Raw genomic sequence first — 14,099 nt, 5'->3', positions numbered from 1 at the left:
GGGGCCGCCGGGCGATTTCTACTTTATTTGCATTGCCCTGACCCTAGAGCGGCAGGCGGTCATCCGGTGAAATGCCGAGCATCTGTTCGATTTCCAGCAGGGTTTCGGATTCCTCGGGCGCGCGGGTGCCATCGGCGAGGATCACACGCGCCATCGCCTGAAGCATCTCGAGCCGGTGCGGATAGTCGACGTTCTGGCGGATCAGCAGGGCGAAATCCGGCGTGCCGGGGGCCTGTGCCTCGAGCTTTTCGCAGGTGGCGCGCATCTTGGCGGCGGGGATCGGCTTGAGATCGAAGGTTTCGGCAAGGATGCGGTCGATCTCGCCGATTTCAAGCGCGTGGTAGTTGGCATCCGACCGCGCAAGCCGCACGAGGAGGGCACCAAGGGCGAGATGTTCATCCGGTTCCGGCAAGGGCGGTTCCGCAGGCTGGCCGCGCAGACGGTTGATCAGGCTTTCAAACATCAGTCTGGTATCCTTGTTGAATTATTGTTCTTCATATCAGAGCTTCTTCCCCCATCCGCTTCATCTAAAGCGGGACCGAATATTCAAGCAGATGCGCCGTTGCTTTCTTGCGCGTGATCTTGCCCTGGCCAAGCTGTTCCATCATCTCTGCATGTCCTAGCGAATTGAACGTTCAATCTGTGCCTAGGTTCTTAATACAAACTCCGTGATAGGTATCGGCAGAAAACGTAGTCGGACCTGCCTCTCTTGAATGGTAGGAAAACTTTGACTGATTTGGAGGGTTCTTTTCGTCTTCAGGGAAAACTGACAGCAATCCAGATGATCGATCCTCACCGATGAAAAGTATGTCTGCTTTCCCATATGAGTCAGTGTGCACATAGGCCGCTTGGTCGGTATCGAAAACCATTCTTCTTCCCGCAAGATTGCAGCCGCCGCCAGTGTCCCTGCATACTTGTGGGAAATAGCAATCATAGGTGTCCGCATATGCTGGCACCGACACACATATTCCCAAACAAACCAGCAAAAACCGTAACCCCATCAAAGAACTTTCTGTTTGTTGCGATCCATGTCACGTCGTGGGGCAGGTAGCGTTGAGGCCGCTCTTGATGGTTCGGTTTTTTTGCCCCCAAACATCAGCCTTCGTAGCCTTCGATGATGATCAGCTCTCCGGTGGAGACGGGATCGCGGTGCGCCTTGGCGGCCTGGTAGGCTTCGGAGTGGTAACAGTCCAGCGCGGCCTGATAGGAGGGGAATTCGATCACGACGTTGCGCGAGCGGGGTTCGCCTTCGACGGCCTCGAAGGTGCCGCCCCGCACGAGGAAGCGAGCGTCATAGGCGGCGAAGGCCGGGCCGTTGGCGGCGATGTAGTTCTTGTAGGTGTCAAGGTCTTGGACGTCGATGCGCCCGATCCAGTAGCCTTTGGCCATGTGTTGGTGTCCCCGTTGGTGTTGGTCTTGTTCAGAAAAGCATGCGTTCAATCTGGAAGAGGATGTCGTCCAAAGCAATCCCCCCCGGATCGGAATTGGTGATGAGAATGCCGCCGATGCGGGCGCGGGTGTCGGCTGTGCGGAAGCCGTAGCTGGTGATTGAGGGGCCGGGGTGCAGGGTGTGTTGGTCGAGGGCGTGGCCCATGCGGGTCATGAAGGTCACGGTCAGGGTGCCACGGGGCGCGGTGCCGAGCGGCTTGGCGTAGTCGGTGTGGACGCGGAAGCCGAGGGCGAACTGGTCGTGGTCGAACAGGATGGCGACGGCGCCTTCGCCCCGCCCCGAGATGGTGTCAAAGCTATGCGGGCCGAGGGGCAGGAGGGCGTTGGAGGCAAAGCCGCGGTGGTGCGCGACCGAGAGGTTCTGGCGGCGCGGGCCGGGGCGGATGGCAAGCGGGCGGTGGGCGGCGGTCTGGCCAAGGATGTCATGCGGGGTGCCGGTGGCGGCGGGGCGCTGGGTGATCGACTGGCCGGCAAAGTGTTCGCCCAGCCAGATGCCGGTAAAGCGCAGCGGGTGATCGAGGTTGAAGCCCGGTTCGGGGCGGGAGGGCAGGGTCTCGAAGGTCAATGTGGTCGAGAGTTCGCGGGCGAGCGTGTCGTAGGGTACGGGGGTGACCTCGGCCGTCAGGGGGGAGGTTAGGCAGGTGAGGAGGATGGCAAGCCAGCGCATGAGGGGAGCCTAGGGGGCGGATGTGCGGACTGCAATGGGGGGACTTGGGTGTCCGGATATGGTTCGAAGCGCCCGCCCAGGCAGGCACAGCCCTCTGTTAAGGGTGTTGAGGTTCTTGGGTCCTGAGCAGACTCAAGGCTGCCAGCCTGTCAAAGCGCAGGTTGTCGAGGGCGATGCCTTCGGGATCGGAATTGGTGATCAGAAGGCCGGCGATGTCAGGGCGATCGTCCTTGCGGGCAAAGCCGTAGGTGGCCTCGGACAGGGGGCCGAGGGTGTGGCTGTCGATGACCTGGCCGTCGCGGGCGAGGAAGGTGAGGGTGGCAAATCCCTGTTCGCCGCCGCGGATGTCGAGCGCGATGGCGCTTTGGTCCCAGTCGAAGATCACCGCGATGGCGCCTTCGCCCACGGCTTCGGTGCGGGGATAGCCGGCGGGGCCGTGGCCCTGCAGGACCGAGGTGCGCATCAGGCGCAGGATGCCCAGCGACTGGTTCGGCGCGCCGGGCAGGAGGGTGAGGGGCGCAAGGGCGGTGCCGTTCACCCGGTCGAACGTGCCATCGCGGCCAAGGTCCTGACCGGCAAAGCGTTCGCCGAACCGCGCGCCGTCCTGTTCGAGGATGCCGTTGATCAGGCGGCCCACCCCGAAGGAGGAAGGCAGATCGTCAAAGGTGATGCGGCGGGAAAGATCGAGCGTGTTGGGATCGGTTGGGCAGATAGGGGTCTCGCAGGCCCAGGCGGGCAGGGCCAGAAGGGAAACCAGTACGAAGGAAAACAGGCTGCGCATGGATCAAGTGTAGCGCAGGTTGCGATTTTCGCAAAACCGGGCGGAAAACTCTTCTGGGAGAGTTTTCGGGGGCAGGAATTTTCCAGAAAATTCTTGGGCCCTGCCGCGGAGGTTGTGGGTTTTTCGGCACAGCGGGGCAGCGGCAGGGACGTATGAAAAAAGCCTGCTCTGGAGAGAGCAGGCTATCTTTATGGGGCGCGATTGGTGTGGATCACACGAGTCGCGAATTGTCTTTCGCGGCGCGGACGAAATCCTTGAACAGCGGGTGCGGATCGAAGGGTTTCGATTTCAGTTCCGGGTGGAACTGGACACCGATGAACCACGGGTGATCCGCCCATTCGACGATCTCGGGCAGGCGGCCATCGGGCGACATGCCGGAGAATTTCAGGCCGCATTCCTCGAGTTTCTCACGGTAGGTGATGTCGACCTCGTAGCGGTGGCGGTGGCGTTCCTCGATGGCGACGGAGCCATAGACTTCGTGCACTTTCGAGCCGTCCGCGAGGGCCGCGTCATAGGCACCGAGGCGCATGGTGCCGCCCTTGTCGTCGGTGGCCTTGCGCTGGACCTTGGCGTTGCCCTGAACCCATTCCTTGAGGTGGTAGACCACCGGTTCAAAGCGTTTGCCGCCGGCCTCGTGGTCGAATTCCTCGGAGCCCGCGGTTTTGATGCCGGCCACGTTGCGGGCGGCTTCGATCACGGCCATCTGCATGCCGAGACAGATGCCAAGGTAGGGGATCTTGCGTTCGCGGGCGAATTGCGCCGCCTTGATCTTGCCCTCGGTGCCGCGTTCGCCAAAGCCGCCGGGCACGAGGATTGCGTCGTAGCCTTCGAGGTAGGGGGCGGCGTCGGTCTTGTCGAAGACCTCGGCGTCGACCCAGTTGACGTTGACCTTGACGCGGTTGTGCATGCCGCCATGCACCAGCGCTTCCTTGATCGATTTGTAGGCGTCTTCGAGCTGGGTGTACTTGCCGACGATGGCGACGTTGACTTCGCCGTCGGTGTTGTGGATGCGGTCGTTCACGTCTTCCCAGACAGAGAGGTCGGGGCGCGGGGCCGGGGCGATGCCGAAGGCATCCAGAACCGCCTGGTCGAGGCCTTCACGGTGGTAGGCCAGCGGGGCTTCGTAGATCGACTTGAGATCGTAGGCGGCGACAACGGCTTCTTTGCGCACGTTACAGAACAGGGCGATCTTGCCGCGTTCCTTTTCCGGGATCGGCTGTTCGGAGCGGCAGACCAGGATATCGGGGGCGATACCGATGGATTGCAGTTCCTTGACCGAGTGCTGGGTCGGTTTGGTTTTCAATTCGCCGGAGGCCGCGAGATAGGGCAGCAGGGTCAGGTGCATGAAGATGCACTGGCCGCGCGGCTTGTCGTGGCTGAACTGGCGGATGGCTTCGAAGAAGGGCAGGCCCTCGATGTCGCCGACGGTGCCGCCGATCTCGCAGAGCATGAAGTCGACTTCGTCATCGCCAATGTTGATGAAGTCTTTGATCTCGTTGGTGACGTGGGGCACGACCTGGATGGTTTTGCCCAGGTAGTCGCCACGGCGTTCTTTTTCGAGCACGTTCGAGTAGATGCGGCCCGAGGAGACCGAGTCGGTCATGCGGGCGGGGACGCCGGTGAACCGTTCGTAGTGGCCGAGGTCGAGGTCGGTCTCGGCGCCATCGTCGGTGACGAAGACTTCGCCGTGTTCGAAGGGCGACATGGTGCCCGGATCGACGTTCAGGTAAGGATCGAGTTTGCGCAGTCGCACGGTGTACCCGCGCGCCTGAAGCAACGCGCCAAGAGCTGCTGACGCGAGGCCCTTGCCCAGCGATGAAACAACCCCACCCGTGATGAAAATATACCGTGCCATTGGTCGGCGTCCCCCGTGATTTCCAGTATCTTCCAAGCGCCCGCGCAGACCGGAATCTGACGCAGCATCACGGGACTTAAGTATAACAAGATTCGCATCAACTTGGCAACAGGACCGCAAGATGCTGTTGCGGCCCCGAAGGAATTCTCAAGTTGTGGTGTAAAAGGGGGCAGGGCCCCCGAAAGATCAGTCGGCGCGCGGGACCAGCGGTTCGCTGGTGCCATCGGTCGTGGGCGGCAGGAGCGAGCCTGCGTCCGAATCCGTAGTGGTGTCCGCTGCCGGAACGCTGTCGCCGAGACGGTCCAGAACCGAGCCGCCGACAGATTTCTGTGCGGCGATGATGGTCAGTGCAATCGAGGTACAGATGAACGCCGCGGCGAGAATCCATGTCACCTTGCTGAGCGCGGTGGCCGCAGACCGGCCAGACACGGCACCTCCGCCGCCGCCACCCATGCCAAGACCGCCCCCTTCCGAGCGTTGCAGCAGCACGACACCGATCAGTGCCAGCGCGAGGAGGAGGTGGATGATAAGGACAACGTTTTCCATGAGGACCTGTCAAAGCGTTCGGTTGGTTCAGCGCGCTATGTATGCAAGTTTGCCGCGCGGGGCAAGCGGCTTTCGGGGGGAATGTGGGCCACGCTGTCGCGGGAAATCACACGGATTGCGGATCGCAGAGAAATCGCTTTCGAAAATGCGAGGTCTTTGCATGTGTCGAGACAGGCCGCGCACGATAGGTGTTTGCCTTAGCGGGGGCGTAAACATGCAGGGCCGGAGGCTCTGGCGGTCTAGCCCGGTGCGTTTGCCAGGGAGCATCTGATGGCGCTTTCGAAGGCCTTGGCGAGATCGGAGCCTTCGTTGGGAAAGGCCACCAGCTGTTTTCCGCGGTTGTCGTAAACCGAGATCGGTTTGCCCTGCGCGATGAAGGATTTCAGCTTGGAGATCTGGATGCGGCTGCCGCTTTGCAGGTCGTGGCTCATGCCCGAGATCATTGCGCCACCGTAGAGAGCGGCGGGGATCTTGATCTGTCGGGATCCGGACCTGAGCGACAGGCGGGCGCGGGCGAATTTGTAGTTCCAGCCGCCTTTGGCCACGTAGAAGGACCAGGCCCTGTCGTTCTTGGCTTCGAACTCGAGCGATGCGGTCTGGGCAAAGAGAACGGCGCTGCACAGGGTATAGCGGCCTTTCTTGCCGGTCTGCGGGATCAGGTAGGTGGCCGGTTTCTTGACCACGTACCAGTGGCCGAACCTTTCGACTTTCTTGCTGTTTCGTGTGGCGGGGTCTGCGCTGGTGGCGGTTGCGATCAGGCCAAAGCCGATCAAGACAAGGGCCAGAAAAGGTAGTTTCGCAAGGGTTTTCATCGGACGTCTCCTTTCGGGAAAAGAGGTGTGCTGTGATGGGCAACAAGCCTAGGCGACCTGACATGCGGGGCCATGATCTCGGTCAAAGTGGTGAAAGGGCGCGGTTTGACGGATTGGGACGGTGCGCTTCACCGCTTGCCATGAGCGGTTTTTCTCTGCCAGTGTCGGGCCATGCCACATGACCATTCTGACCACGATCACCCGCACGCATTGTTGCCGCCTGAGCCTGCGCTCAGGGTCAAGGCGCTGGAGACCATCTTGACCGAGAAGGGGCTGATCGATCCGGCGGCGCTGGACGAGATTATCGACACCTACCAGAACAGGATCGGGCCGCAGAACGGCGCGCGGGTGGTGGCGAAGATGTGGAGCGACCCGGCGTTTCGCGCAGCGATGCTGAGTGATCCGATGCCGCTGTTGGAAGAGATGGGGTTTTACGGGCGGCAGGGCGAGCACATGGTGATCGTCGAGAATACACCAGACGTGCATAACGTGGTCGTCTGTACCCTGTGCAGCTGTTACCCTTGGCCGCTGCTGGGCATACCGCCTGGGTGGTATAAGTCGGATGCTTACCGGTCGCGGGTGGTGCGCGAGCCGCGCAAGGTCTTGGCGGAGTTCGGGCTGGAACTGCCGGAGGGCACATCCGTGCGGGTCTGGGATTCGACGGCCGAGATCCGGTATCTGGTGGTGCCCGAGCGGCCCGCGGGCACGGACGGTATGGGCGAAGAGGAACTGGTGGCGCTTGTCACGCGGGATTCGATGATCGGCACCGGTCTGGCGCAGGAGCCGGGCGCATGAGCCGGGTGCATGACATGGGCGGGCGGTTCGGTGACGGGGCAGTGACCCCCGGTGATGATGAGACCTTTGCCGAGGACTGGCACGCGCGGGCGCTGGCGGTGACGCTGGCGGCGGGGGCCTTGGGGCAGTGGAACATCGACAGTTCGCGCCACGCGCGGGAGTTGCTGGCGCCGAAGGATTACAGCCGGTTTTCCTATTACGAGAAGTGGATGGCGGCGCTGGCCGATCTGCTGGTGGAGCGCGGCGTGGTGAGCCGTGAAGAGCTTGCCGCGGGGCATGGTGCGGGGCGTTCGGAGCTGGCCGGACGGGCCTTGCATGTCGACAAGGTGGCAGGCGTTCTGTCGGGGGGCAGCCCCTATCTGCGCGACGATGCAGAGGCGGCGCGGTTCAAGGTGGGCGACAGGGTGACAACCCGCAGGCCCGCCCGCAATGCGCTGGTTGACGGAGGGCACACGCGATTGCCGTCATACGCGGCGGGCGCGACGGGGACGATTGTTCTGTGCCACGGGGGGCATGTGTTTCCCGATTCCAACGGGCATTACCTTGGCGAGGCGGCCCAGCCGCTTTACGCGGTGGCCTTTGCCGCGCGTGACCTTTGGGGCGAGGGTGCCGAGGGGGACGAGGTGGTTCTGGACCTCTGGCAAAGTTATCTGGAGCCCGCATGAGCCAGCCTGATCCCGTTTTCGAGGCCCCGTGGCATGCGCAGGTTTTTGCGCTGACGGTGCATTTGCATGAGCGCGGGTTGTTCACATGGCCGGACTGGGCCACGGGTTTTGGCGCGACGCTGGCGCGGCACGGGCTGGAGCGCGAGCTGAACGGTGGGGATGATTACTTCAACGCCTGGCTGGAGACGCTGGAAACGGTCCTGCGCGAGGCGGGGAAGGCGGATGCGGTGCAGGTGGAGGCCGTCAGGGCGGCGTGGGAAGAGGCCTATCTTTCAACGCCGCACGGGCAGCCGGTCAGGCTGGCGGATTAATCCTCGACATCATCCATGTCGTACTGGCCCGACAGCATCCGGCGCACGATCGACCAGCCAAGGCCAATGCCCAGAACAGCGGAGAGCGCGAAGATGCCGATCCATGTGTTCATGTTGGGATTGTCGAGCGAAAGCATGTTCCAGTCGTAGAGCACCCAGACCATTGCGCCGACAACCGACAGCACCAGAAGCATGCCAAAGCCGCCGATCGAGCGCAGGGTGGCCCGCAGGTAGATGATGTAGCCAATCACCAGAAGCAGCCCGAGCAGCACCGAGAGCGGTGTCTCCTCGAGGTAGTTGTCCATCGTCCAGCGAATGTAGTTCCACTGGGTAGGGTTGTAGGTGAGGGCCAGCAAGATGAATGCAAAGACCCAGCGCAACAACAAGCCCATGCGCCTTCCGCTCCTTTTTTACCCATGGTTTGCGCAAAAAAGCCGGGTCTGTCCAGATGTTGGCGAGAATTTCCCTAGGTTTCTGCGCGTTAAAGGGTCACGGGGCGGTCGATTGCCTTTCCCCAGGCCATAATGCGGTAGCTGCGGTGGTCCGGATGGAAGTAGGGATCGTGGCGCACGAGATCTTCGACATCGCCCCGTTCGGTGGCCTCGACCACCCAGAGGCCGCCACAGAAGGGCGCGTCGGGATCAGTTCTGAGACCGCCGCCGACGAGAATGCGGTCGGAATAGAGGTCAAGATAGGCCAGATGCGCCGCGCCATGGCGTTTGCGATGGGCCAGCATTTCCTTGGTGTCTTCGAACAGAACGATCCAGCGCATGAGTCTTTCCTTCTCCCTTGGTTGGCGGCAGAGTTTCGCGCCCGTGGCGGTAGGGAAAGGGCCAGTTTGGCATGGGCGATACCCCCAATTGCGCCGAAAAGCCGCGATCTGCGGCACATTTGCGGTTTCGCGCCGCAGACAAGATGGCTAAAAGGGCGCGGGTTTGACCTCTTGAAAAGGACCGAAAATGGCAAACGTCGTCGTCGTGGGCGCCCAGTGGGGCGATGAAGGCAAAGGCAAGATCGTTGACTGGCTCAGCGAACGCGCGGATGTGATTGCGCGCTTCCAGGGTGGCCACAATGCAGGCCACACCCTCGTGATTGACGGCAAGGTCTATAAGCTGCACGCGCTGCCCTCGGGTGTTGTGCGTGGCGGCAAGCTGTCGGTGATCGGCAACGGTGTTGTGCTGGACCCCTGGCACCTTGTGAACGAGATCGAAACCGTGCGTGCGCAGGGTGTCGATATTTCGCCGGAAACCCTGATGATCGCCGAGAACACTCCGCTGATCCTGCCGATCCACGGTGAGCTGGATCGGGCGCGCGAGGAAGCGGCCAGCAAGGGCACCAAGATCGGCACCACCGGGCGCGGTATTGGTCCGTGCTACGAGGACAAGGTGGGCCGCCGTGCGATCCGCGTTGCCGACCTGGCGGATGAAGCCACGCTGGAAGCGCGTGTAGACCGTGCGTTGCAGCACCATGACCCGCTGCGCAAGGGTCTGGGCATTGAAGCGGTTGACCGTGATGCCCTGCTGGCGCAACTCAAGGAAATTGCACCGAAAATCCTGCCCTATGCGGCGCCGGTCTGGAAGGTGCTGAACGAGAAACGCAAGGCGGGCAAGCGCATCCTGTTCGAAGGGGCACAGGGCGCACTTCTGGACATCGACTTTGGCACCTATCCCTTCGTGACCTCGTCGAACGTGATTGCCGGCCAGTCGGCGACGGGTGTTGGCATCGGTCCGAACTCGATCGATTTCGTGCTGGGCATCGTCAAGGCCTATACCACCCGCGTGGGCGAGGGGCCGTTCCCGACCGAGCTGCTGAAAGAAGATGGTACGCCGGATGCCGATGGCGAGCGTCTGGGCACCCGTGGCCACGAGTTCGGCACCACCACCGGCCGTCAGCGCCGCTGTGGCTGGTTCGATGCGGCCCTGCTGCGCCAGACCTGTGCGACCTCGGGTGTGACCGGTATCGCGCTGACCAAGCTGGACGTGCTGGATGGTTTCGAGACCCTGAAAATCTGTGTCGGCTATGAGCTGGATGGCGAGCGTCTGGACTATCTGCCGACCGCGGCGGACCAGCAGGCACGCTGCACCCCGATCTACGAAGAGATGCCGGGCTGGAGCGAGTCGACCGAAGGCGCGCGCAGCTGGGCGGAACTGCCGGCCAATGCCATCAAGTACGTGCGTCGCGTCGAAGAGTTGATCGATTGCCCGGTTGCGCTACTTTCCACTTCGCCGGAGCGGGATGACACGATCCTCGTGACCGATCCGTTTGCGGACTAAGAGGTAGACCAACCATGGCAATGAGCTACAAGTCACGTCGGCGCTGGGCGCTGTGGATCCTGTTGGTGGGCATTCCGCTTTACCTTGGCGTGGCCTGGGGTGTTCTGAGCCGCCTGGGGCTTTGGGAACTGCCGGTGCTGGTGGAATTCGTGATCTACGTGTTCTTCGGCGTGGCCTGGGTGTTCCCGCTGAAGCCGATCTTCCTGGGCATCGGCCAGGCCGACCCGGACGATCCGGACCACGGCACATGGGATTAAACAAAACGCGTCAGGTGACTGGCGCGTTTTTTTGTTGTGGGGTGTTTGTCGCTAATTTTCATTGAGCTTTCCAACGATTTTTTTGCCGTTGGCAATTCCGATGCGGTTCAATCTGAGCTAAGGAATTAGTAATCCACCTTTGGTGGAGTGATTATTCTGATATTTTTGTAGAGGTTGAAATTGGACCCAGTTGCGATTGGTTTGATAGTATGGATGCTCAGCGCTCCCGTTTTTCTTGTTCTTTGGTTGCGAAGCCATTTTAGGCGGAAGCGAGCCTTGGGAGAACTCGAACGGTTCGCGGAAATAATTTCCATTGAAAAGGAAGTGGCCAAGAAGAAGCATGAGGTTGAGGCACTGGAGACCGACATCGAAACTCTTCAGGCAACTTACGGCGAAAAGAAAAAATATCTTGATCAGCTATTAGAGCAGGTAGCTGTCTACGATGACCGCTTGGCTTTTGCTGAACTGGGAATGTATGAGCCACATTTCGAGTTTGGGGATAGCGAACAGTACAAAGACCAAATTAAGAAAGTACGAACCCTTCAAAAGGCGATGGTCTCGGCAAAAGAGGCGACGATCTGTCCGGCTGATTGGACGGTTGAAGGGAGCCGTGCCAAAGGGCAGACAATGATCAACCGTCAATCGCGCTTGACGATGCGGGCTTTCAACAATGAGTGTGAGGCCGCAATCGCCAACACCAGATGGAACAATGTGGTTGCGATGGAAAAGCGCATCCTGAACTCGGCTAAAGCAATTTCAAGAGAAAACACCTCTCTCCAACTGAGCATCAATGACGCCTACGTTGCGTTGAAGATCGACGAGTTACACTTGACGCACGAGTATCGTGAGCAGCTAAAGATTGAAAAGGATGAACGCGCTGAACTTGCCAGGGTTGAAAGAGAAGAAAAGAAGCTGGCAGCTGAGGCAAGAGCGGCGGAAAAAGAAGAGATGAAATATCAAGCGCTCTTGGAAAAAGCGCGAAGAGAAGCAGGCTCTGATGAGGTTAGTGAGAGCTTGAAGCAAAAAATCCACGATCTCGAGAGCGCTTTGGAAGAGGCGCGCGCGACCTCTGAGCGCGCACGCGCAATGGCGGAAATGACTAGGTCAGGGTATGTGTATGTAATTTCCAATGTGGGATCGTTTGGAGAAGAAATGGTTAAGATTGGCCTGACGAGGCGTCTCGACCCTGGTGACCGTGTTCGCGAACTGGGAGACGCGAGTGTTCCGTTTGGTTTCGATACACATGCCATGATTTATTCAGAAGAGGCGCCTGCCTTGGAAGCTGCTCTACACAAAGAGTTCTCAGAACAACGCGTCAACATGGCCAACATGCGGAAGGAATTCTTTCGCGTGTCCCTTGACGAAGTGGAAGACGCTGTTGCGCGACTTGCTCCAGATGCTGACTTCTTCAAGGACAGAGAAGCGCAGGAGTGGCACGAAACCTTGGCAAGGCGGAAGGAGAAATTGCAAGCGGTCGCTCCATCCGAACTTGAGGCGCTGCCCGCCGCAATTTGACATAGTTCGCGCGGCTTTCTCGAAAACGGTCTTCTGGATTGAGTTTGGGTTGGTAGTCGTCTGAATATAAAGCGAAAAAAGCCGCCCCTGATGGAGCGGCTTTTGGTGTTTTTGAGGCTTGCCCGGATCAGCCGGCGGCGCGGTCTTCGGGGCGGTAGCCGATCAGTTCCGAGGCGGTGAAACGGCCGCCTTCGATCTTGGCAATCTTGTTTTCGCGCAGGAGTTGGCCGAAGGAGCGCAGGCTGTCTTCGCGGGTGTAGGCGTTGCTGCCGTCGACATCGCGGGCGAGGCGCATGACCATCGGGCGCGAGAACTTGTCCTGACCTTCAACGAAGGTGAGGTAGGCGGCGGCGGCTTCGAGAACCTCGGGCAGCTTGGTGGCGCCCATTGATTCCGCGAATTCCGCAAAGCTGCCGGCTTCGGCCGGGTCCATCTGCGACGGGGCGGCGGGGGCCGGTGCCGGGGCATCGGCGGCGCGTTCGCCAACCGAGACGCGGCGCGGACGTACGGGGCTGCGCGGGGCTTCGGCCTCGGGGGCTGGGGCGGTTTCAACCGGCGCGGCGGGTTCCTGCGGTTCCGCGGCAGGGGTGTCGACGCGCTGTTCGGCCACAAGTTTCAGCGGGGCCGCGGGGGCCTTGGGACGGCTCGGGCGGACCTCGGTTTCCTCGGGAGCCTGGCCGGTCACGTTGCGCACCACGCTGGCGAGATCGCCGCGATAGGGCTCGGTGGCGTCCTGCGGGGCGCGGGCGGCGCCGGAGCGCTGTTCCGCCTTGGTGGCGGCAACGGCGGCACGCAGATGTGCGATGGCCTGGCGACGACGGTTGCCGTCCGGTTCGTTCATGTGCTGGTCGGCCTCGGCCATCAGGCGCGGCATGTCGCTTTCGGCGTCGCGGTCGGCATCGGTCAGGTGCTTGCCACGCTCCGAACGGTCAGCCTCGGGCTCTTCTTCGGCTTCCATCTGGTCGGCGCGGTTCAGTTCGGCCTCGACCTGAGCCAGTTCGGCCAGCAGTTCGGCTTCGTCCTCGGGGGTCAGGCTGGAGACACGGCCGGGTTCGTCGGTCTTGGTCTCTGCGGTGTCCTCGGCGATTGGTGCTTCGGGCTCGTCTTCTTCCGGCTCGGCTTCAAGAAGACCTGCAGAGACTGCCTCTTCGAAGTCGGCCTTTTTCATGCGGACAACGCGGGCACGGACCGGGCGTTCGACCGGGGCCTCTGCCACGATCTCTTGTTCGGCGGGCTCTTCGGCAACGTCCTCTTCGGCTGCTGCTGCGGCCATTTCATCGTCGAGTTTCAGAACCGATTCAATCTCTTCGCGGGCTTCGGTCAGGAAGCTGTCGGCGTGTTCGTCTTCGGAATAGTCTTCTTCTTCGGGTTCGTTGCGCGACTTGGACACCACGGCGCGGATACGCTGGAGCTTGGCGGCGATGGAGTTTTCCTCGGCGGGGAAGTCCTCGGGCTCTTCGACCAGTTCGGCAATGTCTTCGGCGGCGTCCTCTTCGGCGAGGGCGTCTTCGATGGCAGAGAGGTCGAGCGTGTCGTCCTGTGCGGGGGCGCTGGCCACCTCGTCGTCGGCAAAGTCCTGTTCCTCCAGCGCGCCTTCGAGATCGGCGACAATGGTGGCGTCCTGATCTGCGATGGCCTCTGCGACAGGGGCTTCCTCGGCAATGTCTTCAGCGACCACCTCTTCGATGGTTTCTTCGACCATCTCTGCCTCGGGGGCAGTCACGGCATCGAGAATCTCGTCGGTGACGTCTTCGACTTCCGGTTCAATCTGTTCTTCCGGGGATTCGGCCTGCGGCTCGGCAACCTCGACGGGCGCCGCTTCGGCCACCGGTGCGGCGGGTGCGGGGGCTGCCTCGGGCTGCGGCGCGGGGGCGGCGGGGGCCTCGGTGGTCAGGTAGATCGAGCCCTGTTCGGTGCGCGCCTGAACGCGGCGTTCGACCTCGCGCTCGGCGATGCGGGCCAGCATTTCGGCGTCGGGGGTGGGAGGCTCGGCACCGAAGTACCTATCATCTGCCGCGAGATCGCGGAAATACTCAGCAATCGCTTTCATGGTGTCGAACGAGTCATCGAAACCCTCAAGCGTACAGGAGAACGTGCCGTATGAGACCGTCAAAACTTTGTTATTCGTAACCATCAGATGCGGGTCCTTTGAACTACTCGAGGTTCTGTTTAC

At 61.2% G+C, this 14,099-nt stretch carries 16 protein-coding genes; 6 read left to right on the top strand and 10 right to left on the bottom strand.

Going from position 1 to position 14,099, the window contains the following annotated elements; all coding sequences use genetic code 11:
- Window positions 1-43 precede the first annotated feature (43 nt).
- The 7 genes from ABWV42_RS02110 to ABWV42_RS02080 form a co-directional block, all read right to left on the bottom strand.
- On the bottom strand, window positions 44-463 hold the full coding sequence (locus ABWV42_RS02110) for a tellurite resistance TerB family protein (RefSeq protein ID WP_255105476.1): 420 nt from the start codon (window positions 461-463) through the stop codon (window positions 44-46).
- Window positions 464-1,095: 632 nt separating this feature from the next.
- On the bottom strand, window positions 1,096-1,389 hold the full coding sequence (locus ABWV42_RS02105; RefSeq protein ID WP_353338695.1) for a DUF1330 domain-containing protein: 294 nt from the start codon (window positions 1,387-1,389) through the stop codon (window positions 1,096-1,098).
- Window positions 1,390-1,420: 31 nt separating this feature from the next.
- The gene (locus tag ABWV42_RS02100; RefSeq protein ID WP_353338694.1) at window positions 1,421-2,116 is read right to left on the bottom strand and encodes a hypothetical protein; all 696 of its coding nucleotides are present in this window, start codon (window positions 2,114-2,116) and stop codon (window positions 1,421-1,423) included.
- A gap of 97 nt (window positions 2,117-2,213) precedes the next feature.
- Window positions 2,214-2,897 carry a hypothetical protein gene (locus ABWV42_RS02095; RefSeq protein WP_353338693.1) on the bottom strand — a complete coding sequence of 228 codons (684 nt, stop codon included), beginning with the start codon at window positions 2,895-2,897 and terminating at the stop codon, window positions 2,214-2,216.
- Between the two features lie 211 nt (window positions 2,898-3,108).
- Window positions 3,109-4,752 carry a CTP synthase gene (pyrG, locus tag ABWV42_RS02090; RefSeq protein WP_255105482.1) on the bottom strand — a complete coding sequence of 548 codons (1,644 nt, stop codon included), beginning with the start codon at window positions 4,750-4,752 and terminating at the stop codon, window positions 3,109-3,111.
- Window positions 4,753-4,938: 186 nt separating this feature from the next.
- On the bottom strand, window positions 4,939-5,298 hold the full coding sequence (gene secG / locus ABWV42_RS02085; protein WP_353338692.1) for a preprotein translocase subunit SecG: 360 nt from the start codon (window positions 5,296-5,298) through the stop codon (window positions 4,939-4,941).
- A 239-nt stretch (window positions 5,299-5,537) separates the two neighbouring features.
- Window positions 5,538-6,110 (bottom strand): hypothetical protein, encoded by a 573-nt coding sequence (locus ABWV42_RS02080; protein WP_353338691.1) that lies wholly within the window; start codon window positions 6,108-6,110, stop codon window positions 5,538-5,540.
- Between the two features lie 171 nt (window positions 6,111-6,281).
- Between ABWV42_RS02080 and nthA the strand changes: the two genes are divergently transcribed.
- The 3 genes from nthA to ABWV42_RS02065 are packed head-to-tail and all read left to right on the top strand — an operon-like array spanning window position 6,282 to window position 7,881.
- On the top strand, window positions 6,282-6,905 hold the full coding sequence (nthA, locus tag ABWV42_RS02075) for a nitrile hydratase subunit alpha (protein ID WP_353338690.1): 624 nt from the start codon (window positions 6,282-6,284) through the stop codon (window positions 6,903-6,905).
- Window positions 6,902-7,570, top strand: coding sequence for a nitrile hydratase subunit beta (gene nthB / locus ABWV42_RS02070; protein ID WP_353338689.1), 669 nt, complete (start codon window positions 6,902-6,904; stop codon window positions 7,568-7,570). Before nthA ends, nthB begins: the two co-directional genes overlap by 4 nt.
- Entirely contained in the window at window positions 7,567-7,881 is a 315-nt protein-coding gene (locus ABWV42_RS02065; protein ID WP_353338688.1) for a nitrile hydratase accessory protein, read from the top strand. Before nthB ends, ABWV42_RS02065 begins: the two co-directional genes overlap by 4 nt.
- On the opposite strand, the gene ABWV42_RS02060 is transcribed toward ABWV42_RS02065, so the two are convergent.
- Entirely contained in the window at window positions 7,878-8,273 is a 396-nt protein-coding gene (locus tag ABWV42_RS02060) for a DUF6524 family protein (protein WP_353338687.1), read from the bottom strand. The two genes, ABWV42_RS02065 and ABWV42_RS02060, sit on opposite strands and share 4 nt — an antisense overlap.
- Window positions 8,274-8,362: 89 nt before the next feature.
- Window positions 8,363-8,653 (bottom strand): YciI family protein, encoded by a 291-nt coding sequence (locus ABWV42_RS02055; RefSeq protein ID WP_353338686.1) that lies wholly within the window; start codon window positions 8,651-8,653, stop codon window positions 8,363-8,365.
- A 187-nt stretch (window positions 8,654-8,840) separates the two neighbouring features.
- On the opposite strand from ABWV42_RS02055, the gene ABWV42_RS02050 reads away from it, so the two are divergent.
- From ABWV42_RS02050 to ABWV42_RS02040, 3 genes are all read left to right on the top strand, one after another.
- A complete protein-coding gene (locus tag ABWV42_RS02050; RefSeq protein WP_255105505.1) occupies window positions 8,841-10,154 on the top strand; it encodes an adenylosuccinate synthase in 1,314 nt (437 codons plus the stop codon).
- 20 nt (window positions 10,155-10,174) lie between these two features.
- Window positions 10,175-10,411 carry a DUF2842 domain-containing protein gene (locus ABWV42_RS02045; protein ID WP_353338684.1) on the top strand — a complete coding sequence of 79 codons (237 nt, stop codon included), beginning with the start codon at window positions 10,175-10,177 and terminating at the stop codon, window positions 10,409-10,411.
- A gap of 276 nt (window positions 10,412-10,687) precedes the next feature.
- Window positions 10,688-11,926, top strand: a complete 1,239-nt coding sequence (locus tag ABWV42_RS02040; protein WP_353338683.1) for an SNIPE associated domain-containing protein — start codon at window positions 10,688-10,690, stop codon at window positions 11,924-11,926.
- Window positions 11,927-12,053: 127 nt separating this feature from the next.
- Here ABWV42_RS02040 and ABWV42_RS02035 read toward each other — a convergent pair whose 3' ends face one another.
- On the bottom strand, window positions 12,054-14,060 hold the full coding sequence (locus tag ABWV42_RS02035) for a hypothetical protein (RefSeq protein ID WP_353338682.1): 2,007 nt from the start codon (window positions 14,058-14,060) through the stop codon (window positions 12,054-12,056).
- Window positions 14,061-14,099 lie beyond the last annotated feature (39 nt).

It is taken from the genome of Pelagimonas sp. KU-00592-HH, assembly GCF_040369695.1.
Taxonomy (GTDB): Bacteria; Pseudomonadota; Alphaproteobacteria; order Rhodobacterales; family Rhodobacteraceae; genus Shimia.
The sequence above is the reverse complement of the archived record's forward strand: the minus strand, read 5'-3'. Positions and strand labels throughout refer to the sequence as shown.